Origin of the sequence: Paenibacillus amylolyticus, from assembly GCF_047302515.1 — a bacterium.
GTDB lineage: Bacteria > Bacillota > Bacilli > Paenibacillales > Paenibacillaceae > Paenibacillus > Paenibacillus amylolyticus_G.
The window spans coordinates 6,884,237-6,909,505 of the sequence record NZ_CP168019.1; the positions used below are offsets into that span (position 1 = coordinate 6,884,237).

Sequence of the window (25,269 nt, forward strand, 5' to 3'; positions counted from 1 at the left end):
TCGTTACGCCTCCTTAGCTACCTGTACTTTGATATTTGGTCATGCCGAATTGCCAGAAACGCAGACTTGCAGCCAAACTCAGTACGGCAACCGCCGCAACAGCAACAAGAATCCACGCTCCTCCTTCACCCCGTAACAGGTAAAGTGACGGAATGTAGTTGACGAATCCTACCGGAATCACCGTTAACAGAATGCCAGACATCCATTTGGGATATAACGTTAGCGGATATTGGGCAGCCGTTCGAGCGGCATCTTCAGTGATCGTCTGTAATTCCTCGATACGTGTGGTCCAGAATCCCAGTGTGGCGGTAGCAAGTCCGATGGAAAAGAGAATGACTGCACCGGTCAGGATAATGAACAGGGAGAAGGGAATGGCTATCCAGCCAATCTGTCCGCTATGCATCATGCCTGCCAATGACCAGCAGAGAATGAACCCGCCTTGCAGGACTTCCCCAGCCATGATGCGGAAGTTTTGCGGCAGCAGTGCCAGCAATACGGGCATGGGACGAGTTAACAGTTGATCAAGCTCACCATTAACCAGGTATTTTTCCAGATGGTGAACCTCATTGCCAAATGTGCGGTACAGTGTTTTGGATAACGTCATGATGGCAAAGAGATAACCGATCTCATGGAGGGACCAGCCTTTAATTGCTCCGAATTTGTGCAGCACGAGAGCAACCATCAGAAACTCGGAGATCTGAATTAAAGCGGCCAGTACGGACGCCATGATGAAATTGAACTTGTATTGCATCCGGCTGCGGATGCTTGTTCGAATGAGCATTTTATATAAATTGAACCAGGAAGTCCGTTTCATCCGCCTTGTACCTCCACTTTACGACGTAACACTTGGGTAATCGCAAGACAGATCAACGTCATGAAGACACACCAAAGCAAGGTTCCCCATAACAAGGAGCCATCTTCGAAACCAAGATAGATTCGAGTAGGTACATAGAGCAGGAAAGGGTAGGGAGATATCCAGGCAAGTTGTTCAAGCCAGTTCGGTAGCCATTCCAGCGGAATGAAAAAACCAGCCAGCAGATTCATCATCGCGTGATTGCCCCAGTGAAGCCAAGAGGACTCCGTGGTCCACATCGACGTGGCACCAATGATGTAGTTCATACAGATGGATAAGTATGCGGCGCCGGCAAGACCAAGTGCGGCATAGAATAGTGTTGAAACGTCTGAGGGCCAATGCAGGGAAAAGACAATGGAGAAGAGCAGGTAGATCGGGATGCTTTTGTACACGAACTGGTAGGCAATCTGCCCCCATTCGCGTGCCATCAGGTGGGTGAACAGATGAACAGGCCTCATCAGATCCAGTGCGATCTGCCCTGTCCTGACGGATAAGGGAATACCCAATCCGTTCGTGAGAAAACCCGAGATCCAGAGAGAGGATTGCGTGAACGCAATGTAACTGATCATCCCCTGTGTCCCGTATTCTCCGAGAGTATGGTCGGCCCCGATGCCGATCCAGAGGCAGGCATACATGTAACCAAACATGGCGCTTGCCAAGTTATGTACCATGTGTGCCCCGCGGTATTGCAGATTCCGGGAGTAGGCTTTGGAAGCCAAAGTGAAATAAAGCATGTGACACCTCCGATAAGTGGATTGAACGGCGTTTCCGTTCACTTCAGTCAAGGCGAAAAAGAGAGAAGGACAACAGCATACCAATTTATTCCTTCACAGGCAAGACATTTTTTTAGCTAATAATGGTATTAACAGGGGTGTTCATGATTGCGCCACAAGACAACGGTCTGTCCGTTCATTTATAATTGAGAGGTAGTATCGCAAACGTTTACAATGTGAAATATTCAAATTTTAAATAAACCGCCGGGCTTGTGCTTGACGATTGAGGATACAGAACGAACAATCCGGCAAGAGAGAAGGATGTCATGAAGAAAATTGCATGGGTCACCGATAGTACCAGTACACTGGATCCCGTTTTTGCGGAGCAAAATCATATCTACATCGTACCGCTGCGCATCGTATTTGGAGAGGAATGTTACCGGGAAACCGATGACATTACATCTGAAATGTTCTATGAGAAACTTGCGGAGGCTTCACGTGCGAGCAGTTCGCAGCCACCCATTGGCGAATTCATTGAACTGTATGAATCGCTCAAAGACAAGTACGATGAGATTATTACGATTCATTGCTCTACAGAGCTTAGCGGAACGCTGCATACGTCCATGCAGGCTGCAGAGATTGCAGGAGTGACGGTGACCGCAATTGATTCGAAGGCAGGTGCCTATCCTCACCGTGAGATGATTATGCAAGGACTGGAATGGCAGAAGCAGGGATGTTCAGCTGCCGAGATCAAAGTAAACATTGAACAGATGATTGATAACATGTCCTTTTACCTCATACCGGCCAGTCTTCAACATCTTCACCGCAGTGGCCGGGTGTCGGGCACACAGCTGATCATCAGTCAACTGCTCAAGATCCATCTGCTGCTTCGATTTGAAGAGGGCAAAGTGGTTGTGAATGAGAAGATTCGCACGTTCAAGCGGACAAAAGAGCGCATGCTGGATATGCTCAAGCTGGATATGGAGAAAGTAAAGCATGTGTGCATTATGCATGCGAACAATCAGGAAGAAGCCGTTACAATCAAAAAACAGATTGCAGCTCTGCTGCCTAGATTAAAGACCGAAATCATGCCGTTTATCCCTGTGGTGAGTATTCATGCAGGTGCAGGAACCATTGGACTGTGCTGGATCCACAGTGAGAACGGATATAGAGAATAGAAACACCAGCATTGATCTACAGACACTCATAGACCTGGCAGGAAACACACTTATACCAAAGTGGTGCTCCTGTCAGGTTTTTTCGTATGTCATTGCCAATTCAAACAAACTGTGAGGTAATAAAGAAAACTGTTCATGTTGGAGGGAAACATGTGTTAAGTCACCGCTTGTTGCTTGTTGAAGATGATCGTTCAATTAGTGAGATGGTCGGGCCATACTTGGAAAAAGAGGGCTACGACGTCACTTATGCATATGACGGCTTAGAGGCAGAACGTCAGTTCAGCCAGTCACAACCCGGGTATGACCTGGTTATTCTGGATCTGATGCTGCCCCGCAAAAGTGGGATGGATGTGCTGCAAACCATTCGGGCAGTCAGTCTGGTACCTGTGCTCATTCTGTCTGCGAAGGATGGGGAGGTGGACAAAGCGTTAGGTCTGGGCTTCGGCGCAGATGATTACTTGAGCAAACCTTTCTCGTTAATCGAATTGACTGCCCGCATCAAAGCTGCGATTCGCCGCGCCAATTATACCACTCCGCCTGTGGCTGAAGTGGCTAAAGATCAGCGTATTCACATTGGAGGACTCGTAGTTGACATGGAGACGTACGAGGTGGAACGTGAAGGTACACCCGTCAAGCTGACATCCAAGGAATTTGGCATCCTGAAGCTGTTGGTTACCCATCCTGGCAAAGTGTTCACCAAGGCTCAGATCTACGCTTCCGTCTGGAACGATCATTATTATGGAGACGAAAATATCATTAACGTACATATGCGTCGTCTGCGTGAGAAACTGGAGGCAGATCCTTCGGATCCCCAGTATATCAAGACACTCTGGGGCATCGGGTATAAGTTGGAGGCGGAGCAGGGATGACACTGATTTTTGCCATCACGACAGGTATTCTGGCCATTGCCGTCATTGGATTGTGGATGAGATTGCGGAAACGCACCCAACACCTGTCCTATATTCATCAGAAAATATTAGCAATTCTGGATCAAGGCACCTTTGAGCGCTTGCTCGTATTCAACAGTGATGATCAAGTTAGCCGGCTTCTGAAAGACATGAACCAGCTGCTGGATCATGCGCACCGCGCTAAGGCCGGTTATGCAAACCAGGAGAAGGAGATGCGTAATATGCTCTCCAACATTTCGCATGATCTGAAAACGCCACTCACGGTGGTGCTGGGTTATAGTGAGACCTTACTGCACAGTCCATCATTGACTGATCAGGAACGGAAGATTATGACGGAGAAAATACAAGATAAGGCGCAGGAAGTGCTGCGTTTGATCCATTCCTTTTTTGATCTGGCGAAGCTGGAATCTGGAGACACGGAGCTAGTGCTTAGTCGAGTGAATATAAGCGAATTATGCCGGTTGAAGATGCTTTCCTTTTATGAAATGTTGACGAATCTGGGGTTGCACGTGGAGCTGGAGATACCTGATGGTGATATCTTCGTGCAAGCGAATGAAGAAGCATTGGACCGTGTGCTGGATAATCTCATTACCAATGGAATGAAATATGGAGCAGAGGGTAAGGTACTGGGACTTTCACTTGATCATTCGATAGGTGGACCTGTGACGCTACAGATCTGGGATCAGGGAAAAGGGATTCCTGAGAGCGAGCATAGTCGTGTGTTTGAACGCATGTATACACTGGAGGATTCCCGCAATCGACTCTATCAAGGCAGCGGCCTGGGTCTGACCATTACGAAACGGCTAATTGAGCGTATGGGTGGAAGTATTCACTTGCATAGTGTGCCACATCAACGGACTGTATTTTCAGTTACCTTAAAGGCGTGGTAGACCCTGCGTTGGCGTGTCCGGACAGACTTAAGGTTTTTGTAAGATTTGATTAATAAAAAAGAAGACTTTTCTCTTTACAATATAGATATAGGAACCCGGACAGGGGACGTAAAGGAGAACAAGACGATGAATTATATCGCACGAACAATAGATGTGACCAAAGTATATGAAGGGGTGGAGGTTGTATCCAACGTCAATATGAATATTAAGCAAGGTGAGATCTATGGATTCCTCGGTCCGAATGGTGCAGGTAAAACAACCATCATGAAGATGCTCACCAATCTCGTCAAACCAACCTCAGGGGAGATTGAATTGTTTGGGGAGAAGCTTACGCCGACCTCTTATGAAGTGCTGAAGCGAATGGGCAGTATTATTGAATATCCTTTTTTCTACGATAGACTGTCTGCTGGCGAAAATCTGGAACTTCACTGTGAATACATGGGGTTCTACAACAAAAAGATCATCGACAACACGATGGAAATGGTAGGGCTGAAGGATACGGGCAAGAAACCGGTCAAAGACTTCTCTTTGGGCATGAAGCAAAGGCTCGGACTGGCTCGTGCACTAATAACCACACCTGAACTGCTCATTCTGGATGAACCGATCAACGGATTGGACCCTGTAGGGATCCGGGAAATGCGAGATTTGTTCAAGCGCCTTAGTAATGAATATCGCATTACCCTGCTGGTCTCCAGTCACATTCTTGGCGAGATAGAGCAGATTGCGGACACAGTTGGTGTCATTCGCGGCGGTCGTTTGGTGGAAGAAGTATCGATGGAGAGCATTCGTGGAAGTCAAAATGAGTACATCGAGTTACAGGCGGTGGATATCCGCAAAGCGACCTATGTCATTGAACACCAGCTTGGTTTGAGTAATTATAAACTGGTTGATGACCGAACGTTACGTATCTATGATCCGGGAATCATTCCATCGGAACTGAACACCAAGCTGATTCAGCATGGCATTGAGATCGAATCGATATCCAAACGGGCTCATTCCCTGGAAGAACACTTCATGAAGCTTGTGAAAGGGGATGAAGACGTTGCTTAAACTAATCAGACTTGAGATGCGGAAGCACCGTTTTGTACGTAATTTTGCAGGTGCAGGTATTGCCAATATAGCCGTTCTTCTTTTCCTGATCATGATTGGATTCGTGGATGTGGGAGCAGAAGATTATGCCTATGGTGATTACCAGACCGCCTTTATGATTATTGATACGTTTGTGAGAGCGACCTTTATCATATTTGCAGGAGCTTTATTATCCAAGCTGGTGATCAGTGAGTATAGAAATAAAACGATGAATGTCATGTTCACCTATCCCATCCAGCGTCATAAAATCATTGCTGCCAAATTGATTATCGTGTTTGGTTTTACATTTGTGATGATTATGGTTACCGATCTGTTGATGGGTTCACTGTTGTTGATTGTTAATCATTTCTACTCCTTCATTCCTGGATCATTGACAAATCAGGATATATTGGGACTTCTGGTGAAGTACAGTATGAGTTCTTTATCGGCTGCGTGTATGGCACTCATTCCCCTATTCTTCGGTATGCGTAAGCATTCTGTCACAACTACAATGGTCTCGTCCATTTTGCTGGTTTTGATTGTCTGCTCCGGATTCAACGGGTCGGAAGTTTCCATTCATTCGCTTATTATTATCCCTCTGACCCTTGGAGCAATAGGGATATGGATTGCTTCGATGTCCATGGTTCGTCTGGAGACAAAAGATGTGAACTGAATCATTCGGAAAACCATGCTCTGTATGGCTTCAGATGCCATTGACATCCGCTCGTACAAGGGATAGGATAATGTCAACTGAGACACGAAGGAGAATGCAACTACCATGACGATTCCAAAAACATTAACAATAGCTGGTTCGGACACGAGCGGCGGTGCAGGTATTCAAGCTGATTTGAAAACTTTTCAGGAGCTGGGTGTGTATGGCATGACCGTACTGACTACGGTTGTGGCAATGGAGCCCGAAACATGGGATCACCAGGTCTTTCCTGTTGAATTAAATGTAGTTGAAGCGCAGCTTCGCACTGTTCTGGACGGCATCGGTTTTGATGCAATGAAGACAGGTATGCTCGGTTCTGTAGATATTATTGAATTGGTAGCAAAACATATTCGCCGCAGCGGTCTGCCACAGATCGTTATCGATCCGGTAATGGTATGCAAAGGTACAGACGAAGTACTGCAACCGGAAAATACGGAAGCGATGATCGAATTCCTGTTACCAGGTGCTGATCTGGTTACACCTAATCTGTTCGAAGCATCCCAACTGGCGAAGAGTGGACCGATTCGCTCCAAGGAACAGATGGAAGCAGCGGCAGCAGCAATTCATGCCCATGGCTCGAAACATGTTCTGATCAAGGACAGAGGTGTCATTAGCCCGGGTAAAGCAATGGATCTACTCTATGATGGAACCAACTACGAATGGTTTGAAGCCGATGTTGTCGGCTCCGGATATACGCATGGTGCAGGTTGCACGACGTCTGCGGCGATTACCGCAGGATTGGCTCGTGGTCTTTCAGTGAAAGAGGCTGTTCGTGAAGGTAAAGCCTTCGTGACCAAAGCGATTGCCGGCGGATTCCCGCTGAACCGTTTTGTTGGCCCGACACTGCATGTGGCACACCGTCTGGAGCAACAACGTTAAGTGTTGCCAGGGAGCGCGCAGTAGCGCATCAATTCTGGATAACACACTTCGATTTCATTCAAGTAGCTGTCAATGAGCAGGAGCTTGCTCGTTGATGGCTTCTTTTTTTATGCGAATTTTTATAAAAATTAGTAACTTTTGGCTTATATTAATCGTATATATCATGGGAGCATTCCAAAACATGTGTGGACACATGAACGACACATGGAATAGGTATGTTATCATCAGAAATCTAAAAAGGAGAGTCGGCCATGATCAGAACAGTGCTTCTGGTGGAAGATGAAAGCCGCATTCGTGAGATTGTGGCCGATTATTTCATAAAAGAACAATGGAACGTCATAGAAGCAGAACATGGAGTACAGGCACTGGAACTGTTGGCTCTGCATGAGGTGGATCTGGTTATTCTGGATGTTTTGATGCCTGAAATGGATGGATGGACGTTATGTGGGCATATTCGATCCCAATCCACCGTACCTATTATCATGCTGACTGCGCGGTCCGAGGATGACGATAAAATTCATGGGTTTCAGCTGGGCGTAGACGATTACGTCACCAAGCCGTTTAGTCCACGTGTGCTGGTTGCACGTGCAGAGACATTAATGAAGCGTGTTGAAGGTGCATTTGGACGAGAGCAGGGTGTGATTCGCTTCGGACAGGTAACCCTTGATCCATGGGCCAGACGCCTGGAGAAGGACGGAATTGAAGTGGAACTTGCACCAAAGGAATATGATCTGTTGCTTTATCTGGTACGTAATGCAGGCATTGTGCTGTCCCGGGATGCCATTTTGAATCGGATATGGGGATTTGATTTTGAAGGGGACTCACGTGTTGTAGATACCCACATCAAGAAGTTGCGCAGCAAATTGGGTGATGAAGCCAAGTGTATCCGGACGGTGATTGGCACTGGATATCGTTTCGAGGCAGAAGCATGAGAAGAAATGGCGTAACGATGAAGCTTTTCCTGGTCATGGCAGGATGTCTGGTTCTTCTATATGGGACGACGGTTTTTGCCCAGTTGGTCTGGTTCCCCGACTTCTATCAGCATCAAAAGGTCAGCAGTATGAAGAAAAAGCTGTCCAAGTTCGAACAGCAATATTCCAATGGACATTGGAGTGATCTACAGCTAGCCAAGGAGACCGGGAAATTCATGCGTCAGAATCAGTCACATCTTGTCATTCTGACGAATAAAGGAAGACTGGTTAATGACCCGTTCCACATTACGTTGCTTCAAGAGGATGGGAGTCACGTGAAGGTGTCCTTGTCCTTGTTTATCAATAGTGAGAATGCTGGCTGGATTACATCCCATCTGAAATATGGGCAAGAACTGACGGTGAGAGGTCCGGCCAGCGGGTCCATGGTCTATCCATTCAAAATCCAGGATGCCACTTCTGCCGCTTGGGGAACAGAAAGCTTTCAGGAATCAATTGAGCCGGTAAAGGAATGGTCAGGCGTATTGACCGAGGTCGTTCTTCCCAATCTGGCAACGTGGAGTCAGAGGCAGGGACTGCTGGTGCAAGCCCTGGATAGCCGGTTCCCATTATCCACCGAAGACCAACTGGCCTTGGCGAATGGCAAAATGCTTAATGAAGAATGGATGGATAGCTGGAGCGGTGTTCGCAATGTCATCACCATTGCTCCAGTGCATCGTTCCGGACCAGAGCAACAACTGATCTTTTCGCTCACCTCTCTACAGGAGATGAGGGAAGCAAATGAGGCAACACGTTTGTTCTATGCGTATTTTGGCATTGGGGCATTTATATTGATTCTGTTGCTGGCGTTACTCCTGTCCCGGATTGTAACGAAGCCGCTCTTGGCCTTGAACCATGTCGCCAAGAAAATGTCTACGCTGGATTTCACGGTGAAATCACCCATCCGGCGTAATGATGAGATCGGCAGTCTGTCTAACAGCCTTAATGCCTTATCGGGAACCTTGGGTCAGACACTGGAAGAGCTGAGGCAGGCCAACACGCAGATGCGTACAGATATGGAAATGAAGCAGGAGATTGAACAGCGTCAGCGCAAGTTTTTTGCCGATGCATCACATGAACTTAAGACTCCAATCAGCATTATTAAGGGATATTCTGAAGGGCTGAAGGATGGCGTGAGTGAGAGCAAACGGGAGCGTTACATTGAGATCATTGCCGATGAGGCGATCAAAATGGAAACGATGGTTGAAGAGATGCTGGATCTGGTGCGACTGGAATCCTCAGCGGTGCAATTGAATACGGATGCTGTTGCACTGGCTGACATGATTGAAGATATCGCCGGCCGTCTGGGTCCGCAACTGAAGGACAAAGGATTGGATGTGGTGCTTGTATCCACAACAGAACAGACGGTTGAGGGTGACCGAAGCAAGCTGGAGCAAGTTATTTTCAATATCATGATGAATGCTATACGTCATGCGATACCACATACCGATATAACTATTGAGATTAGCAGGCGTGAAGGTTTTGTCCATATTTCCATTGAGAACAAGGGCGAGCAGATAGCTGAAGCTGAGCGGCAGTATATATGGGAGAGGTTCTATCGGGTAGAGCGCTCACGTAATCGTAAAATGGGGGGGACTGGGCTCGGTCTGGCCATTGCGAAGCAGATTCTTGATCTGCATGGGTGCAGTTATGGAGTGGAGAATACACCGGATGGAGTCCGTTTTTATATTATTTTTCCTAAAGCCTAGTACGAAAGGGAGTCAAATCTTATGAAGTCTTTACCATCGATTTTAACCTTGGGGAATCTGAGTTCAGGCATGCTGGCAGTCATTATGGCTATTCATGGTGAATTTGCCCTGGCTGTGATGATGATATGGGTAGCGATGTTCTTTGATCTGTTTGACGGGTATGCGGCTCGTAAATTGCATTGTGAGGGTGAGTTCGGCAAGTCCCTGGACTCGCTTGCGGATGTAGTTTCATTCGGAACAGCGCCCGTGCTGATTCTGTACCTGAATTCCATGATTGAAGTGAGTGTGCTGGGGATGGCACTGACTGCATTGTTTCCGATTTGCGGTGCTTTGCGTCTGGCCCGTTATAACTGTCAGAAGACAGCAAGCAGTGGTTTTGTCGGGATGCCGATTACATTTGCCGGAGGTCTGATGTCCTTTTTCGCACTCTGGAGTCCTTATTTCACACATGGTGTAGCCTATCTTGTCATTATTGTATTATCCGGTCTCATGGTGAGCCAAATCCGATTCCCGTCTCTAAAACAAGTGCTAGCCTCACATGAGAAGGATATTGTGGAACCGAAATAAGGAGCGAGTCAGTATGGAATTTGCAAAAGAATTTATTGGTCAATATGGTTATTTCGCAATATACGGACTACTGGCTCTTGGCGTTATTGGCATGCCGATTCCGGATGAGGTGATGATGACTTTTGTCGGTTATCTCGCCTCCATCTCGGTATTGGATTACTCCGTATCCATCGCCGTCAGTTTCGGTGGCGCATTTACCGGAGGGCTGCTTAGCTACATGATTGGCAAGAAAGCGGGCAGGCCGCTGGTTGAAAAATACGGCAAGTGGGTCGGCGTTAATGCCAAACGATTCAGCAGGGTGGAGTCGTGGTTCCTCAAATATGGGTATTGGTCCATCATCCTGGGTTACTTCATTCCAGGCATTCGTCATCTGATGTGCTGTTTCTCCGGGATTAGCAAGATGGCAATTGGCAGGTACGTAGTTGTATCGGGCATTGGTGCATTCGTCTGGTGTGTTGTCTTTATCTCGATTGGTTTTTATGTTGGCGTGTTAACTTAAAATGGGACAGCCTGTTGTAACAACAGGCAAAGATCGAAGACCTCTTGAGTGTAAGGTGGTCTTTTTTTGTTTTTCCATGAGTTTAGCGAACTTGAATGAGTAACGGCTACGGACGGATAACTTTGTGAATATACAAAAAGCCGCTCTGACCATTTCCAACCTTCGAGATAGAAGGTGAGAATGGATCAAAGCGGCGTGTGCTTCACAACTGACCTTACCCACTTAAATGAGATTCTTCAATTCCTCTTTCAACTTGCTTTTCCCCTTTTTTACGTGCAAAGGTGATTTTGAGGAGTGGCGGAGTAACCAGTGTAGTCACAATAACCATGATCACAACGCTGGTAAAGTACTCCGAATCAAGCAAGCCCGAAGCAAGTCCGGTCGAAGCAATAATTAGAGCAACTTCCCCTCTGGAGATCATGCCTGCTCCAATAGCAATAGAAGAGGAACGGTCGAACCCGGTCAGCCGGGCACCAGCTCCACCACCGATAAGTTTGGTAACAATGGCGATGAGGCTTATAACGACAATAAACCAAATTTGTGAACCCACACCATCAAAGGTGACATTTAAGCCGATACTAACAAAGAATACCGGGACAAAAATTCCATAAGCAATCGGCTCTATTTTAGTTTCAACCTCATGTTTGAATTTGGTTTGGGAGATGGCGATACCAGCGGCAAATGCACCAATGATTCCAGCAACACCCATCCACTCTGCAAAGTATGAAAAGAGGAAACAGATAATGAGTCCTGTCGTTATCACGGTTTCCGTGACCCGCAGTGGGGCCATCCATTTCATGACCCGTGGCACAAGCCACCAGCCTGCTGCAAAGATGATGACAAAGAACAGAAGTTTCTTACCAATCAACAATCCAATAGAGACATCCCCTGCACCTGTGCCGAGCAAGCTCATCATGACGGCGAGCAGAACCACAACGAGCACATCATCCACAACGGCTGCACCCAGAATGGTGGTACCCTCCCGTGAACTCAGTTGATTCATATCCTTCAACGTTTGCACTGAGATACTAACTGACGTTGCACAGAACAGTAGTCCAAAGAACAGCGCGTGTGTCTGCGACATACCAAATGCTATGGCCGAACCGTATCCTCCGATAAAAGGCAAAATAACACCGCCGACCGCTACGGCAAAGGCCGCCTTCCAGTTTTTCTTCAACTGCTCCAGATCGGTTTCCAGTCCTGCAATGAACATTAACAGCAAGACCCCGATCTCAGCCATATAATGCACGAAATCACTTTGCTGAACCCAACCGAGCAGGGCAGGGCCGAGTATGACACCTACAATCAGTTTCCCCAAAACGGATGGCTGACCCAATCTTACGGATAAATCACCAGCGAGTTTGGTAAAGATTAAAATAAGTGCAAGAACCAAAATAAATTCCATAGGTGTTCTTCCCTCCAGTAGTAGCGTCTATAGGTTAACCAACCCAAGGGCGATCCATCCTCCGTTTCAAACAGACAAAAAGGCACAGAAGGCATTAGCAGAGTGCCGTTCTGTGCCTGAAAAAGACAAAGAGGGGCCCTTGGTGACAGGCTCCTCCAGTTTCAACGCGTATGTGATTAATTGCGTTAATTATACCACAAATGAAGGATTCGGTAAATGGGAGCCGGATTGGATTTGAGTGAAAATGGCCGCAAAGGGGCATTTTATAGTGGGGCGCAGCGGTTTTTGTTCAGAGTGTTGTCACTTAACAGCCCGGAATTGCCGAGATATAATGATATAGAACATAGAAGTTAGGATATGAGGAGGATTTTGCATTGGGCAAAAACAACAAAGGGGAACCGAACATTCCATCCCCGACGAGCAATAAAAATTTTGCAGGCATCATTATCACGATTTCCATTCTTGCTAATGTCATTATTTTATTATTGTTCTTCGCACCGTCGATTGGTTACAAAGGTGATGTAACCTTTGATATTACGGTGTTGCCGCGGTTTAATGCCGTGTTTAACAGCTTTACCTTCATCTTCCTGCTTGCAGCGCTTATTGCTATCATCAAGCGGAATGTGAAGCTGCACAAACGATTTATTCTTGCTGCATTTTCAACGACACTGTTATTCCTCGTGACCTATCTGACGTTTCATTACCTCTCACCAGAGACGTCCAAATACGGCGGTGAGGGCATCATTCGTTCGATCTATTTCTTCATTCTGATTACCCATAGTATACTGGCAGCCCTGATTGTTCCTTTGGCGTTGTTCACACTTGTGTGGGGTTGGACGAATCAATTGAAGAAACACCGCAAAATTGCACGTTGGACGATGCCAATCTGGCTGTACGTCAGTTCTACAGGTGTCGTAGTATACCTGATGATGGCACCATATTATTAATGTGATGAACGTTTCACTGTGCTAATTAGTTTGACTTGCAGGTAATGTTTCCATGGAAGGAGGGTTCACGGTTATGTACAGAGTTGTTTTGATTCGCCATGGACAGAGCATGTGGAATGTGGAGAACCGATTTACCGGTTGGACAGATGTGGATCTGACGACCGATGGTTACGCCGAGGCTCGTAAAGCAGGGAAGATCATGAAGGAGCAGGGGTTTGATTTTGATTACGCCTATGCATCCGTGCTGAAACGTTCTATTCGAACACTCGATATTGCGCTGGATGAAATGGACCTCATGTGGATTCCCATTACGAAGACTTGGAAGTTAAATGAACGCCATTATGGTGCGCTGCAAGGACTGAATAAACAGCAGACTGCTCTGAAGTACGGGGAAGACCAAGTAAAGGAATGGAGACGATCCGTTAACGTATCTCCCCCGGCACTGGACGAAACCGATGATCGATATGTGCAGGATCTGGACAAGTACAAGCGGCTCGGATGCACCATCCCTTTTACGGAGAACCTGATGGATACCTCGAAGCGTGTACTGGAGTACTGGAATGCGGAGATTAAACCGATGGTGTCTGCTGGCAAAAGAGTGCTGATCTCTGCGCATGGTAACACGCTCCGTTCACTCGTCATGCATCTGGACCAATTGTCCGAAGCAGACGTGATGGCGCTCAATATCCCGACAGGCATTCCGCTTGTCTACGAATTGGATGAAGATCTGCATCCCATCGGACACTTTTATCTGACCGCCGATGGTTCGACCTACAAACATGAAGAAATGACCCATGTGGCAACGCCATCTGATTAATTGGATGTGAGCGTTTATGCCTCAACAGAGCAAGTGAAAGATGACCGCTGAATTTTAATTCGGAGGTCATCTTTTTTTTCTGCGATCAAGCCTGTACTTCGTTTCGTTTTGCTCCCAAAGGGTAATTGTCAAACAAGACACGATGTACATTTATCCTGAAGGAGGAGAAGCACATGTCTAAAAGAAGAGGAATTATCATGACGGCTATCGGCGCAGGTGTGACTTATCTGATGAGGAACAAACAAGCAAGAGATAAGCTGTTTAGCACTGTCTCGGGTATGATGAAAAACTCCAATTCGTCGTCCAATGGAACAAGTAAAACCAGACCACGCGTGGAAGTGAAATAGATTGCGATATTTCGTTTATCGTTGAATTAAAATGATGATCATGAGAAACCTGGAGATGAAGTCGTTCCAGGTTTTTTTGTGCAATCAAAAGCAATCCCTTGCTTTTGTGTGTAATGCGATTTTTGGCAGCAAGAATGATACAATGGATACTTGCAGAACGTATGGAGGGAGATGCACATATGAAGAAAAATCGTCTGGGTACATCCGAACTGATGGTGTCTGAGATTGGGTTGGGATGTATGTCACTTGGAACTGAAATGGAGCCTGCTATGGGCCTGATTCATGAGGCTCTGGACCATGGGGTCAATCTGTTGGATACAGCCGATCTGTATGACGAAGGGCGTAATGAAGAGATTGTAGGACAAGCTATTAAAGGGCGTCGGGACCAAGTCATTGTGGCGACCAAAGTAGGTAATCGTCGTCTGCCTGGCAAAGAGGGCTGGTCATGGGACCCATCCAAAGCCTACATTAAGCAGGCTGTACATGAAAGTCTGAAGCGTCTGCAGACCGATTACATCGATCTGTATCAGCTGCATGGCGGGACCTTGGACGACCCTATCGAAGAGACGATCGAAGCGTTTGAGGAACTGAAGAAGGAAGGACTTATCCGATATTACGGAATTTCCTCCATTCGTCCCAATGTGATTCGGGAGTATGTAAAGAGGGCAGCCATCGTCAGTGTGATGAACCAGTACAGCATTGCTGACCGCAGAGCGGAAGAAGAAGTGCTGCCTTTATTGGAACAAAAGGGGATCAGCGTAATTGCCCGTGGGCCCGTAGCTAGCGGTGTGCTTGCCGATTCCGGATCTGCCAAGGCAGACAAAGGTTATCTGAACTACACGCCAGAGCAACTATATACCATTCGGCAAGGGCTAAGTCGTCTTGTTACAGACCAACGGAGCATGGCTCAGACGGCTATTCGCTACGCGTTATCCCATCCTGCCGTAGCAGCTGTTGTCCCTGGTGCCAGTTCAAGAGAACAGTTACTGCACAATATTGCAGCTTCGAATTCGCCTGAACTCACCGCTGCGGAAATTCAGGAAATACGAGAACTCAGTCCCGCTAATCTGTACAAGCAGCATCGTTAACTCCATTAAGCCTATTTTCAATTGTAACTATACGAGGTACAATGAAGATCAGCCAAAAAAGGAACATATAAGGGGGAGAAGACATATGGAAAGAATTCAAAGTGAACAGCAGTATTTGGATACAATTAACTCTGATGGTTTTACCGTCATTAAATTTGATACAACCTGGTGTCCGGATTGCAAAAACCTGGATCGTTTTATCGGGGACGTTATCGACCAACATACGGACAAAACCTTCTATGCGCTGGATGCAGAAAAGTTCCAGCCGTTTGCTGAAGAGAATGGTGTACGCGGCATTCCAAGCCTGCTCGTCTTCCAGAACGGCAAGAAAGTCGCACATCTGCATAGCAAATGGGCTAAAACACCTGCTCAAATCTCCGAGTATCTGGAGACGCTTGAATCCAAAGTTTAAGTGTACAAAGGCATTAGCAGTTTGACTAATTAATTTAGCTAAGGAGACCTCTTCTTGTCCTGCGACAGGAAGGGGTTTTTCTGCTTCATCCCAGCACGCATGATGTGCATTCAAATGTGCATTTGAATAACTGAAGTTGAGAAACAACGCTTGTTTAGAATTTGTTCAGTGCTCCCATGTATACTGTGAGAACAAACTGAATATTTGGAGTGAACAAGATCCGTATGAAGAATGAAATTTTTGAAGAAATGCACCAATTAAGTCACAATGATGACCGAAGATACCGATTGTTGATGATCGGGGTGAAGCAATTGCTGCAGGAACAAAAGGAGAATAGATATAATCTGCGTGAGAGATTGAAGAGTCGAAAGAAACACCGGAACTTTCAAGTAAAAGAGTGGTATTAGACAGGGTGCTTTTCAGAAGTGAACATAAATATGGTTGTCCATGATACATAGTAAACCTAGTCGGCATCACCAATGATCCAACCCAGCAAAGAAGGAAGTAATGAAGAATCAGACTTCTTCTAATTACGGGTATTGCTGTCTCTGAAGCAGCAACAGAATCGTGAAGCAACAGAAACATGAAGTAACGGAAGTACAGCAATATAAAATATGGCGGCCTCGCTTCCCAAGGGAGCGTGAGGCCGCCATTGATTTTGCCTGTCTAATTACTTGAATTGTAATACTTACATCAAAATAATAAAGAACACGGCTGCCAAGACAAAGCGATACACAGCAAAGACGGTCAGACTCAATTTTTTCAAAATGGACAGGAACGTCTTGATCGCAAGCATGGCGACGATGAAAGCAGCGATGAATCCAATCGCGAAGATTGGGAAATCACTGCCGTTCAGGTGATCGATACTTTTGTACAGGTCATATCCCGTAGCACCAATCATAATTGGCACAGACACGAGGAATGTGAACTCCGCAGCGGCTACACGACTTACCCCTGCAAAGAGACCGCCTGAGATCGTTGACCCGGAACGAGAGAAGCCTGGCCACAATGCCAAGATCTGAAATATACCCACCGCGAATGCCTGTTTGTAGGAAATATCATCGACATCATGGGTAGTAATCCGCCCACTCTTCCGACTCCAGCGTTCGGCTACGATCATCAATATACCACCTATAACGAGGCTGTACAGCACTGTTTCCGGACCAAACAAATGTGCCTTGATCCAGTCGCGGAATACAAGTCCGATGACTACGGCAGGAACCATCGCCAGGAAGATATGTCCCAGATTGAGGCGGCGGGAGTAGGGTCTGCTCCCTCCGGTGAAGCGGAACATATCAATGAATTTGTTCCAATACAGTACAACAACAGCAAGTACAGCTCCGAGTTGAACAACCACCTCAAACGTTTTGACTGACTCGTTGTCCTCCGATAAACCCAGCAAGTGGGCAGTCAGAATCATGTGTCCAGTGGAGGACACGGGCAAAAACTCAGTCAAACCTTCGATGATGCCCATAATAATGGATGATATAATGTCCAATTCTCTTCCTCCTTGAAATGCAGGTGACAGCACAGGCTGTCCTGCTTGACCATGCCTGTTCATTTGAACAAGGCTATCACCTATTATGATCACAAATGCACTCAACTTCAACTTATGCTTGTAACCATTTGTTTAAAACTATATTGACAAAAACCTAGTTATCCCATAGGATATAATTTAACTGACTGACTGATCAATCGGGAGGGTTACATGAATGACCAAAATTAACGGTTTGGAACCCGGTGAAGAACGCCGGGACCAAATAATACGCATAGCGATGGAGCGTTTTGCAACCCAAGGCTACCATCAGACGAAAATTTCCGATATCGTCCGCGAGGCTGGTGTGGCGCAAGGGACATTCTACTGGCACTTCAAGAGTAAAGAAGCCATTGCTTCGGAGATTGTCTTAACGGGCAAGGAGGAGTTACTTGAGTCGATTGGACAAGGGTACCGCAAGGATGCCGGATCGGTAGAGGATATGGTGAAAGCATCGGAAAGGCTGTTCACTGACTTGTTCTTGTTTGCCGCGCAGAATCGTTATTTTATGGAACTGTTGCTCAAAGGCATCGTGACGGAAGAGTCCGTACAACGCCTGGTCGAGGAGACACGTAATGCTGTCGAAACGGCGTTTCGTCACAATATGGAACGTGCCATCGAACTCGGCATGTTGCCTAAGGGCATGGATGTACCGCTTCGAGCAGCACTACTGGTAAGCATGATTGAAGGCATGATATCACGCTGGTTGTTCGGTTCCGATGAGTTGCACAGCAAATTCTCAGCCATGACAGCTTCATCGCTGGCAGCTGAGGCAGCAAGCTTTGAGTTTTACGGACTTCTGGGCACGTAATTATTCACATGATTAAGCAATTTACAGGGAATAATGGGTACATTGCGGTTTAATAACAACGAAGTATCTACATGCACACCAAGAGATGAATACACGAATGAGAGGAAGTTAACGTAATGAACAACACATATGGATCGAAAACTCGTAAAGGCTGGTCTTTGACAGCAATTCTGCTGATGACCGTGCTGGTACTTAGTGCTTGTGGAAGTAAGGCAACAGATGGTGGAAGCACAAATGGTGCACAGGCAAGCAATGAACTGGAGCAGATCAAGTCGGCTGGCGTTATCAAAGTGGGCATGATGGGCACATACGCACCGTACAACTTCCTGAACGATAAGAAAGAAATGGACGGCTACGATGCCGATATCGCACGTGAAGTTGCGAAGCGTCTGGGTGTAGAGGTTGAATTTGTATCCCAAGAGTTCTCCGGTCTGACACCAAGTCTGCAAGCCAAAAAGCTGGATGCGATCATTAGCCAGATGACCATTACCGATGATCGTAAGAAAGTATTGGATTTCAGTGATCCGTATATTACGAACCAAGTTAAAATTATTGTAAAAGAAGACAATAACGATATTACCAAGCTGGAAGATTTCAAAGGAAAAACGATTGGCGTAGGTCTGGGTACAAATGATGAATCATATCTGCGTAATGAAGTGTTGCCAAAAGTGGGAGACTTCACGATCAAAACCTATGACGATGTCATCTCTTCACTCAAAGATCTGAATGCTGGGCGAATTGATGCAACAATCAACAATATGTACGCTCTGAAACCGATTGTGGATGCCAACGGATTGAATATCAAAGCTGTAGGTGAAGCTATTAAGAGTGACCAGGCAGGTATTGCCGTTCGCAAAGACAATCCGGAACTTGTAGCAGCATTGAATGATGCTCTCAAAGGCATGAAAGATGATGGCACGTACAATACCATTTTCAAAAAATGGTTTGGTGAAGAGCCTGCGCAATAATGAACCTGCAAGGCGAAGGGAAGATTTGACCCATGGAACTGGTATTTGAGAATATCCCCTTCTTTCTGAAGGGGGCTTATTATACGCTGTATGTAACTGTGATCTCCATGTTTTTTGCGTTCATCATCGGGGTGCTTGTTGCGATTGCTCGTCTGAAGGGACCGATGTGGCTTAGGTTGATCGCAAGGTTTTATGTATCCATCATGCGGGGAACCCCGCTGCTGGTGCAATTATTCGTTATTTATTACGGATTGGTCGATTATGGAGTGACCTTGGGATCACTCACCGCAGCATGTCTGGGACTGAGTCTGAATGCAGGTGCGTTTCTGTCGGAGACGTTCCGTGGAGCCATTCAGGCTGTACCAAAAGGACAGACGGAAGCTGCATATGCAACGGGAATGACCCCGGCTCAAGCGATGAGACGGATTATCTTCCCGCAGGCTGTGCGCATTGCGATTCCTCCGATGGGGAACACCTTTATTGGCATGTTGAAGGAAACTTCACTTGTGGCGGCGATTGGTGTTACCGAGTTGTTGCGTTCAGCACAACTGCTGGTATCACAATATGCATTGAATATGCCTTTTTATCTGGCCATTGGTGTGATCTACTGGATCATGAGTATCGGCTTCTCGGCCATTCTGGAACAAGTGGAGCGCCGGTTGGCCCGGGCTTACTGATGGGAGGAGAGAACCGATGATTACAACAACTGGACTTACCAAACGTTTTCAGAAAAATGAAGTACTTACGAACATCGATCTTCATGTCGATGCCAAAGATATCGTTGTATTGCTCGGACCGAGTGGTTCTGGCAAAAGTACCTTGCTGCGCTGTCTGAATGGACTCGAAGAGTTGTCCGGAGGACAGATCGAAGTGAACGGCATTGTGGTTAACAGCGCAGATCCGCTGCGAGTCCAACGTGCCCGTGTACTGGAGATTCGTCGCCAGACCGGCATGGTATTCCAGCAATTCAATCTGTATCCGCACAAGACAGTGCTGGGTAATGTGATGGAAGGTCTTGTTACGGTGAAAAAAATCAAACGTGACGAAGCGGCTGAACGCGGCCGGATTCTTCTGGATCGGGTCGGCTTGTCAGACAAGCAGGATGCGTATCCATCCCGATTGTCCGGTGGACAACAGCAGCGGGTAGCCATTGCACGTGCACTTGCGATGGAGCCAGAAGTGATGCTGTTTGATGAGCCCACTTCAGCTCTTGATCCTGAACTGGTAGGAGAGGTGCTTTCCGTCATGAAGGAGCTGGCAGAGGAAGGTATGACGATGCTGGTTGTGACGCATGAATTGAAGTTTGCCCGTAATGTGGCGAACAAAATCGTCTTTATGGCGGACGGGTCAATTGTGGAAGAAGCAAGTCCACAGGCGTTCTTTGAACAGCCGAAGCAAGAGCGCACCCGTCGTTTCTTGCAACAGATTACTGAATTTTGATGAAGATAACAGCGATCGGAAGAACGAACGTACCCGGAGCGGGTATTTAAGGTCGTGAACGATATCAGTTCAACTAAACTTTTTGCACAAGAACGGAAAGGACAGAAGAAGCCTGAAGAAGCGGAGCGTGCGCCTTTATCCCCTGATTTTCCCCTTGAAGAAGGGAATCAAAAAAATCTGGGGATAACAGCGATCGGAAGGTTATTCTGTCATCGGAGTGGCAAGTGCAAACCTTTTTCGCTTGAACTTAACCTATTCTAAGAAAGAAGGATAACATCATGAATGTAACAACCGTATGGAAAGGCAAACGCGCGTTTACTTCCGAAGGACCCTCTGGCTACGCGGTTGGCATGGATGCCACTGCTGCTTATGGTGGTGACAGCAAGGGTGCGACCCCGATGGAATTGTTGCTGGCGGGTCTCGGAGGCTGTATGGGAATCGATATTACGATGATTCTGGATGCTTTCCTGGACAAAATTGAATCGATTGAGATTGAAGCACAAGGCACACGCAGTGAAGAGATGCCTAAAGGTTTCACATCCATTGATCTGATCTTCAAAGTAGATGGGGATATCCCGGATTATCGCATCTGGAAAGCCATCCAAATGGCCGAAGAGAAATATTGCGCAGTCTCCGCTTCGCTTAGCGCCGATATTCATCCTAAACTGATCCTCAATGGGGTAAGTACACCTCGTCCTTAATAACACACGAACCGATTCTATACTAAGCAGGCACTTCCAATCGTGGGAGTGCCTTTTTTGGCTTTTCTAACACTTCAACAGGGATTTCGCCCATCTAGGAGTCACTAAACTTCTGTCAGTAGAAAATAATTCGGTAAGCCCGGTCGCCATGTTAATGGCGGCCTCTTCTACTAGAGGTAGGCTCGCTTGTAGCCTGGCAATAAAGTACCCATTGCAATGACAATCCGAATTCTGACGGTTATGTGGTATGATTAATTCTGAGGACAGAACATCCTGATCCTGCTGTTTATATGTAAGCGCTTATACAGATGACGGAAGGTGCAGACATGTTTAAAAGGCTGATACGAACCACCAATAATCTCAAATTAAAGCATAAATTGCTCATTTCTTATGTACTGGTTGTCATGATTCCGGTCCTGATTGTTGGTCTTGCTGTGACCAGTTATTTTCGCCAGCAAGCCCTGGACAATGCGATAGGACAGACGATCATCAATGTGGACAAGATCAAGAGCCAGACGGCAACCATGCTGCGTGTACCAACCGATATATCCAATCTTTTAATGTTTAATGCGGATCTCAAGGAGATCGTGAATAAACGGTACAAGAGCGTTGTGGAGTTAACCTCAGCGTATCTTGCATACAAAGACTTTCAGGAGTACAGGCGTTTGTACCGTGAGATAGCGGGCATTCGTTTTTACTCAACTAACCCAACATTGATCAACAACCTCGAATTCATCCCGGTAGACAAGCAGACGGAAGAGAGCTACTGGTACCAACAGGCACTGAAAACAACCAGCATCGGTTGGTTCTACATCCCAGACAAGGAAGATAATCCTGTACACAAGCTCAGCCTGGTGCGCAAAGTACCTTTTGCCGAGTATCGGACAGAGGGCGTGTTGATGATTGTGATCAATCAGGATGAGCTGAATGGATTGTTGCGTCAGGAACAGTTTGAGACGATGATTACGGACGAGCAGGGTTATGTGGTTGCAGCCAAGAATACCGAGCTGGTGGGTAAAACGCTGGACGAGCTTGATTTTGGCGTTGATCTGCAGAATCAGGCAAAAGGCACCATAGAGGGTGATTTCCGGGGGGAACCATCTAATATTGTTATTGATGAGCTGGGCCCTGGATCGAGTATGAACAGCCTGAAGGTGATTTCGGTTTTTGCCACCAAAAATATCGTCAAAGACGCCAACACGGTCAGCTTGATCGGCATGATTTTCATTATACTGGTGCTGGTGATCGCCCTATTATTCGTATATATCATCTCGTTCCTCACTTCGAACCGATTGCTCCGGCTGAGTAAACACCTCAACAAGCTGGCATTAGGAGACCTGAACGTGACTTCGCGGATTGATGGAAACGATGAGATTGGGCAACTGTCGCGACAGTTCAACTATATGGTGAAAAGTATCAATGAACTCATGACGCAGGTGGTAGAAGCGACCGAACAGAACAATCAATTGGAAATCGCGCAAAAAGAGATTAAACTGAAAATGATGGCGAGCCAGATCAATCCCCATTTCTTGTTTAATGCACTGGAGTCCATTCGGATGAAAGCGCATATTAAGGGAGAAGCAGAGATTGCCAACATCGTTAGGCTGTTGGGCAAGCTAATGCGTAAGAGTCTGGAGATTGGCAGTGGAAAAACAACCTTCCGGGCTGAACTTGAAATGGTACGTTCCTATTTGGAAATTCAGAAATTTCGTTACGGTGACCGCCTTGCATTCCAGATCCATATCGATCCTGAGGTGGAGAAGATGTACATTCCGCCTTTGATTATTCAACCTTTGGTTGAGAATGCGATTGTCCATGGTCTGGAGAACAAAGAGGGTACAGTCCGTGTTCATATAAGTATTCGTTTAGTAGAGAACATTGTGCAGATCCGTGTGGATGACAATGGTGCAGGCATAACGCCAGAACGACTGGCTGAGGTGTTGCAGTTTATCTGTGGACCGGAGGAGCAGGAGAAGAGTCGGATCGGCATGCGTAATGTACATCAACGCTTAACATTGACGTACGGCGAGCCATATGGAATACAGATTACGAGTGTATATGGGGAAGGAACAGAGGTTTCTTTCACTTTGCCAGCAGGAGGGGACCAACATGTATAAAGTATTTTTGGTGGATGATGAACCGAGCATACGTGAGGGACTGACAACCATTATCGAGTGGGAAAAATACGGATTCCAGGTCATCGCTACAGCTGCCAGCGGGCGTGAGGCCATCTCCCGGTTTGAGGAATTGGAGCCTGATCTGACGATTATTGATATTCGCATGCCCGGTATGACCGGGCTGGATGTGATTGAAGAAGTGCGCCGGAATCATCCAGATTCGCACTTTTTAATATTAAGTGGTTACGCAGATTTTGATTATGCCAAGAAAGCCATCAGTTTTGGTGTGGATGGTTATCTGCTCAAACCGGTGGATGAAGAAGAGATTATTGGTGAACTGGAGCGTATTGCTGCAATCCTGACCCGTGAACGGGAGACAATGGCACGTCATGCTGGTGAAGATACCGTCTTTAGGGAGCATCAGATCGAGGCTTTGCTCTTTGACAGTCTGGAGGGTGCGGGCAGCATGGAAGAAGATAGCCTGGGGCTGCACTGGCCTCACTATCAGATTGTGCTGCTTGAGATGCATGTAACCCCCGACCTGCAACGGGGAAGTGTTATGAAACGCAAACTGATTGAAGCATTTGACCATAAAGACCGAGGCATTGTATTCTCGTTCCATTCTGGTCTGGGGCTGTTAAGTAAGGAAACAATCACATCCGAGTCATCTGCAAGAAATCTGTATGATGAGCTGGAAGGACTGCTAGGAGAATGGGAGGTTCACATGTACGGTGCTGCGGGAGAACCTGTACATTCCACTTCTGAAATTGCGCGGTCCTACACGCAGGCGAATCGTTTACTCGGGGAACGCTTCTTGTTCACGGAGCAACGCATCATTCTGTGGACTGAAGGTAGCGAAGACGAAGGCGTTGTTAAGCCAGAAGTTGAAGCTGTGGACGGAGCACATGAGCCAGTTGAGGATGAACTCGCAGACAAGCTGTATTATGCGTTAGACATCCGCAGTAGTGAGTCCGTTATGCGGGTACTGGGTGAGATGGAAGAGCGCCTGGTTCCATATCACCGAACAGAGCAAGCGATCAAGACGGCGTTCTCACAGGTATTTTCCCTGGCGTTCAACAAACTTGCAGCCACGAATCAACATATGCACTCCATTATGCAGGAACATTCGGTTCTGATTAATGAAGTCTATCATCAATTTACGATGTCTGATCTCAAAGTCATGGCATCGGAACATTTGAATCGACTTATTCAACGTATGGGTGGGGGAAGCAAGGATACTGTATTGAAACAGATGATTGAATTTATCCAGCGTAACCCTGGCGAAAATCTCAAGCTCGAAGTGCTGGCAGAAGTGTTTAACTATAACAGCAGTTACTTGGGTAAGTTGTTCAAGAATCATACTGGAGAGTATTTCAATGCATTTCTGGACAAGGTTCGTATGGAAAAGGCCAAGGAATTGCTGGACGAAGGACTGAAGGTCCATCAGGTCGCGGCGAGAGTGGGATATGCTAATGTGGACTATTTTCACGGTAAGTTCAAGAAGTATGTAGGGGAATCCCCATCCGCTTACAAACAGGCCAAAACCCAATCATCAATTAAAGGAACGGCTACGGATATAAACGAGGAATAAGTACGGAGTGTTGGGCGTTGCCCTTGCCTATTGTGTAAAACGTTTTCGGTATTCCTGAGAAATTTCCAGATTCATCATATTGTCCATGCACTTCCCATGATAAGCAATGGTCACGGAGCGTTTCACATTTTAGACTGGATTTACAAG

General features: G+C 46.6%; 27 protein-coding genes. 23 read left to right on the forward strand and 4 right to left on the reverse strand.

Annotated features, from left to right (window positions below):
* Positions 1–13 precede the first annotated feature (13 nt).
* Positions 14–814 (reverse strand): ABC transporter permease, encoded by an 801-nt coding sequence (locus ACDJ59_RS30100; RefSeq protein ID WP_124118164.1) that lies wholly within the window; start codon positions 812–814, stop codon positions 14–16.
* Positions 811–1,587 carry an ABC transporter permease gene (locus ACDJ59_RS30105; protein ID WP_036606839.1) on the reverse strand — a complete coding sequence of 259 codons (777 nt, stop codon included), beginning with the start codon at positions 1,585–1,587 and terminating at the stop codon, positions 811–813. Before ACDJ59_RS30105 ends, ACDJ59_RS30100 begins: the two co-directional genes overlap by 4 nt.
* A 305-nt stretch (positions 1,588–1,892) precedes the next feature.
* On the opposite strand from ACDJ59_RS30105, the gene ACDJ59_RS30110 reads away from it, so the two are divergent.
* From ACDJ59_RS30110 to ACDJ59_RS30155, 10 genes are all read left to right on the forward strand, one after another.
* Positions 1,893–2,744 carry a DegV family protein gene (locus ACDJ59_RS30110; RefSeq protein ID WP_307542048.1) on the forward strand — a complete coding sequence of 284 codons (852 nt, stop codon included), beginning with the start codon at positions 1,893–1,895 and terminating at the stop codon, positions 2,742–2,744.
* 152 nt (positions 2,745–2,896) lie between these two features.
* Positions 2,897–3,613 carry a response regulator transcription factor gene (locus ACDJ59_RS30115; protein WP_340028326.1) on the forward strand — a complete coding sequence of 239 codons (717 nt, stop codon included), beginning with the start codon at positions 2,897–2,899 and terminating at the stop codon, positions 3,611–3,613.
* Positions 3,610–4,542 (forward strand): sensor histidine kinase, encoded by a 933-nt coding sequence (locus ACDJ59_RS30120; RefSeq protein ID WP_413407153.1) that lies wholly within the window; start codon positions 3,610–3,612, stop codon positions 4,540–4,542. The genes ACDJ59_RS30115 and ACDJ59_RS30120 overlap by 4 nt, the downstream gene beginning before the upstream one ends.
* Positions 4,543–4,668: 126 nt before the next feature.
* On the forward strand, positions 4,669–5,592 hold the full coding sequence (locus ACDJ59_RS30125) for an ABC transporter ATP-binding protein (RefSeq protein ID WP_413407154.1): 924 nt from the start codon (positions 4,669–4,671) through the stop codon (positions 5,590–5,592).
* Positions 5,576–6,283, forward strand: coding sequence for an ABC transporter permease (locus tag ACDJ59_RS30130; RefSeq protein ID WP_413407155.1), 708 nt, complete (start codon positions 5,576–5,578; stop codon positions 6,281–6,283). Before ACDJ59_RS30125 ends, ACDJ59_RS30130 begins: the two co-directional genes overlap by 17 nt.
* A gap of 105 nt (positions 6,284–6,388) precedes the next feature.
* Positions 6,389–7,201: a bifunctional hydroxymethylpyrimidine kinase/phosphomethylpyrimidine kinase gene (thiD, locus tag ACDJ59_RS30135; RefSeq protein ID WP_017692191.1), complete on the forward strand. Its 813-nt coding sequence runs from the start codon at positions 6,389–6,391 to the stop codon at positions 7,199–7,201.
* 251 nt (positions 7,202–7,452) lie between these two features.
* Positions 7,453–8,133, forward strand: a complete 681-nt coding sequence (locus tag ACDJ59_RS30140) for a response regulator transcription factor (RefSeq protein WP_036606855.1) — start codon at positions 7,453–7,455, stop codon at positions 8,131–8,133.
* Positions 8,130–9,878, forward strand: coding sequence for a HAMP domain-containing sensor histidine kinase (locus ACDJ59_RS30145; protein WP_341073975.1), 1,749 nt, complete (start codon positions 8,130–8,132; stop codon positions 9,876–9,878). The genes ACDJ59_RS30140 and ACDJ59_RS30145 overlap by 4 nt, the downstream gene beginning before the upstream one ends.
* Positions 9,879–9,899: 21 nt before the next feature.
* Entirely contained in the window at positions 9,900–10,445 is a 546-nt protein-coding gene (gene pssA, locus ACDJ59_RS30150; protein ID WP_036606859.1) for a CDP-diacylglycerol--serine O-phosphatidyltransferase, read from the forward strand.
* A 13-nt stretch (positions 10,446–10,458) separates the two neighbouring features.
* Positions 10,459–10,944: a DedA family protein gene (locus ACDJ59_RS30155; RefSeq protein ID WP_413407157.1), complete on the forward strand. Its 486-nt coding sequence runs from the start codon at positions 10,459–10,461 to the stop codon at positions 10,942–10,944.
* Between the two features lie 214 nt (positions 10,945–11,158).
* Here the strand turns inward: ACDJ59_RS30155 and ACDJ59_RS30160 are convergent, their stop codons facing one another.
* On the reverse strand, positions 11,159–12,349 hold the full coding sequence (locus ACDJ59_RS30160) for a cation:proton antiporter (RefSeq protein ID WP_413407158.1): 1,191 nt from the start codon (positions 12,347–12,349) through the stop codon (positions 11,159–11,161).
* A 374-nt stretch (positions 12,350–12,723) separates the two neighbouring features.
* On the opposite strand from ACDJ59_RS30160, the gene ACDJ59_RS30165 reads away from it, so the two are divergent.
* The 6 genes from ACDJ59_RS30165 to ACDJ59_RS30190 all read left to right on the forward strand — a co-directional run bounded on the left by ACDJ59_RS30165 (position 12,724) and on the right by ACDJ59_RS30190 (position 16,367).
* Positions 12,724–13,296 (forward strand): DUF420 domain-containing protein, encoded by a 573-nt coding sequence (locus tag ACDJ59_RS30165; protein ID WP_017692198.1) that lies wholly within the window; start codon positions 12,724–12,726, stop codon positions 13,294–13,296.
* Positions 13,297–13,369: 73 nt separating this feature from the next.
* Positions 13,370–14,113: a 2,3-diphosphoglycerate-dependent phosphoglycerate mutase gene (gene gpmA, locus ACDJ59_RS30170; protein WP_076328872.1), complete on the forward strand. Its 744-nt coding sequence runs from the start codon at positions 13,370–13,372 to the stop codon at positions 14,111–14,113.
* Between the two features lie 173 nt (positions 14,114–14,286).
* Complete coding sequence (locus ACDJ59_RS30175; protein WP_179088546.1) at positions 14,287–14,460, forward strand: hypothetical protein; 174 nt, start codon at positions 14,287–14,289, stop codon at positions 14,458–14,460.
* Between the two features lie 179 nt (positions 14,461–14,639).
* Entirely contained in the window at positions 14,640–15,548 is a 909-nt protein-coding gene (locus ACDJ59_RS30180; protein ID WP_413407159.1) for an aldo/keto reductase, read from the forward strand.
* Positions 15,549–15,633: 85 nt separating this feature from the next.
* Complete coding sequence (locus tag ACDJ59_RS30185; RefSeq protein WP_047841605.1) at positions 15,634–15,960, forward strand: thioredoxin family protein; 327 nt, start codon at positions 15,634–15,636, stop codon at positions 15,958–15,960.
* Between the two features lie 224 nt (positions 15,961–16,184).
* Positions 16,185–16,367, forward strand: coding sequence for a hypothetical protein (locus ACDJ59_RS30190; protein ID WP_036606873.1), 183 nt, complete (start codon positions 16,185–16,187; stop codon positions 16,365–16,367).
* A 281-nt stretch (positions 16,368–16,648) separates the two neighbouring features.
* On the opposite strand, the gene bacA is transcribed toward ACDJ59_RS30190, so the two are convergent.
* On the reverse strand, positions 16,649–17,458 hold the full coding sequence (bacA, locus tag ACDJ59_RS30195; protein WP_017692204.1) for an undecaprenyl-diphosphate phosphatase: 810 nt from the start codon (positions 17,456–17,458) through the stop codon (positions 16,649–16,651).
* Positions 17,459–17,672: 214 nt separating this feature from the next.
* Here bacA and ACDJ59_RS30200 point away from each other — a divergent pair, with 214 nt between their 5' ends.
* The 7 genes from ACDJ59_RS30200 to ACDJ59_RS30230 all read left to right on the forward strand — a co-directional run bounded on the left by ACDJ59_RS30200 (position 17,673) and on the right by ACDJ59_RS30230 (position 25,122).
* Positions 17,673–18,305 (forward strand): TetR/AcrR family transcriptional regulator, encoded by a 633-nt coding sequence (locus ACDJ59_RS30200; protein ID WP_339191351.1) that lies wholly within the window; start codon positions 17,673–17,675, stop codon positions 18,303–18,305.
* 116 nt (positions 18,306–18,421) lie between these two features.
* Positions 18,422–19,273: a substrate-binding periplasmic protein gene (locus ACDJ59_RS30205; RefSeq protein ID WP_076253558.1), complete on the forward strand. Its 852-nt coding sequence runs from the start codon at positions 18,422–18,424 to the stop codon at positions 19,271–19,273.
* 32 nt (positions 19,274–19,305) lie between these two features.
* Positions 19,306–19,950, forward strand: a complete 645-nt coding sequence (locus ACDJ59_RS30210; RefSeq protein ID WP_017692207.1) for an amino acid ABC transporter permease — start codon at positions 19,306–19,308, stop codon at positions 19,948–19,950.
* Positions 19,951–19,966: 16 nt separating this feature from the next.
* Positions 19,967–20,713 (forward strand): amino acid ABC transporter ATP-binding protein, encoded by a 747-nt coding sequence (locus tag ACDJ59_RS30215; RefSeq protein ID WP_047841601.1) that lies wholly within the window; start codon positions 19,967–19,969, stop codon positions 20,711–20,713.
* Positions 20,714–20,991: 278 nt separating this feature from the next.
* Positions 20,992–21,414, forward strand: a complete 423-nt coding sequence (locus ACDJ59_RS30220) for an OsmC family protein (RefSeq protein ID WP_036606882.1) — start codon at positions 20,992–20,994, stop codon at positions 21,412–21,414.
* Positions 21,415–21,740: 326 nt separating this feature from the next.
* Positions 21,741–23,531 (forward strand): sensor histidine kinase, encoded by a 1,791-nt coding sequence (locus ACDJ59_RS30225; RefSeq protein ID WP_413407160.1) that lies wholly within the window; start codon positions 21,741–21,743, stop codon positions 23,529–23,531.
* On the forward strand, positions 23,524–25,122 hold the full coding sequence (locus tag ACDJ59_RS30230) for a response regulator (protein WP_413407161.1): 1,599 nt from the start codon (positions 23,524–23,526) through the stop codon (positions 25,120–25,122). The genes ACDJ59_RS30225 and ACDJ59_RS30230 overlap by 8 nt, the downstream gene beginning before the upstream one ends.
* The last annotated feature ends 147 nt before the right edge of the window (positions 25,123–25,269 follow it).

Excerpts from the sequence above, each read along its gene's own strand:
- ACDJ59_RS30100 (WP_124118164.1), bottom strand. The coding sequence starts at position 814 with ATGAAACGGACTTCCTGGTTCAATTTATATAAAATGCTCATTCGAACA.
- ACDJ59_RS30105 (WP_036606839.1), bottom strand. The coding sequence starts at position 1,587 with ATGCTTTATTTCACTTTGGCTTCCAAAGCCTACTCCCGGAATCTGCAA.
- ACDJ59_RS30110 (WP_307542048.1), top strand. The coding sequence starts at position 1,893 with ATGAAGAAAATTGCATGGGTCACCGATAGTACCAGTACACTGGATCCC.
- ACDJ59_RS30120 (WP_413407153.1), top strand. The coding sequence starts at position 3,610 with ATGACACTGATTTTTGCCATCACGACAGGTATTCTGGCCATTGCCGTC.
- ACDJ59_RS30125 (WP_413407154.1), top strand. The coding sequence starts at position 4,669 with ATGAATTATATCGCACGAACAATAGATGTGACCAAAGTATATGAAGGG.
- ACDJ59_RS30130 (WP_413407155.1), top strand. The coding sequence starts at position 5,576 with ATGAAGACGTTGCTTAAACTAATCAGACTTGAGATGCGGAAGCACCGT.
- thiD (WP_017692191.1), top strand. The coding sequence starts at position 6,389 with ATGACGATTCCAAAAACATTAACAATAGCTGGTTCGGACACGAGCGGC.
- ACDJ59_RS30140 (WP_036606855.1), top strand. The coding sequence starts at position 7,453 with ATGATCAGAACAGTGCTTCTGGTGGAAGATGAAAGCCGCATTCGTGAG.
- ACDJ59_RS30145 (WP_341073975.1), top strand. The coding sequence starts at position 8,130 with ATGAGAAGAAATGGCGTAACGATGAAGCTTTTCCTGGTCATGGCAGGA.
- pssA (WP_036606859.1), top strand. The coding sequence starts at position 9,900 with ATGAAGTCTTTACCATCGATTTTAACCTTGGGGAATCTGAGTTCAGGC.
- ACDJ59_RS30155 (WP_413407157.1), top strand. The coding sequence starts at position 10,459 with ATGGAATTTGCAAAAGAATTTATTGGTCAATATGGTTATTTCGCAATA.
- ACDJ59_RS30160 (WP_413407158.1), bottom strand. The coding sequence starts at position 12,349 with ATGGAATTTATTTTGGTTCTTGCACTTATTTTAATCTTTACCAAACTC.
- gpmA (WP_076328872.1), top strand. The coding sequence starts at position 13,370 with ATGTACAGAGTTGTTTTGATTCGCCATGGACAGAGCATGTGGAATGTG.
- ACDJ59_RS30175 (WP_179088546.1), top strand. The coding sequence starts at position 14,287 with ATGTCTAAAAGAAGAGGAATTATCATGACGGCTATCGGCGCAGGTGTG.
- ACDJ59_RS30180 (WP_413407159.1), top strand. The coding sequence starts at position 14,640 with ATGAAGAAAAATCGTCTGGGTACATCCGAACTGATGGTGTCTGAGATT.
- ACDJ59_RS30185 (WP_047841605.1), top strand. The coding sequence starts at position 15,634 with ATGGAAAGAATTCAAAGTGAACAGCAGTATTTGGATACAATTAACTCT.
- ACDJ59_RS30190 (WP_036606873.1), top strand. The coding sequence starts at position 16,185 with ATGAAGAATGAAATTTTTGAAGAAATGCACCAATTAAGTCACAATGAT.
- ACDJ59_RS30200 (WP_339191351.1), top strand. The coding sequence starts at position 17,673 with ATGACCAAAATTAACGGTTTGGAACCCGGTGAAGAACGCCGGGACCAA.
- ACDJ59_RS30205 (WP_076253558.1), top strand. The coding sequence starts at position 18,422 with ATGAACAACACATATGGATCGAAAACTCGTAAAGGCTGGTCTTTGACA.
- ACDJ59_RS30210 (WP_017692207.1), top strand. The coding sequence starts at position 19,306 with ATGGAACTGGTATTTGAGAATATCCCCTTCTTTCTGAAGGGGGCTTAT.
- ACDJ59_RS30215 (WP_047841601.1), top strand. The coding sequence starts at position 19,967 with ATGATTACAACAACTGGACTTACCAAACGTTTTCAGAAAAATGAAGTA.
- ACDJ59_RS30220 (WP_036606882.1), top strand. The coding sequence starts at position 20,992 with ATGAATGTAACAACCGTATGGAAAGGCAAACGCGCGTTTACTTCCGAA.
- ACDJ59_RS30225 (WP_413407160.1), top strand. The coding sequence starts at position 21,741 with ATGTTTAAAAGGCTGATACGAACCACCAATAATCTCAAATTAAAGCAT.
- ACDJ59_RS30230 (WP_413407161.1), top strand. The coding sequence starts at position 23,524 with ATGTATAAAGTATTTTTGGTGGATGATGAACCGAGCATACGTGAGGGA.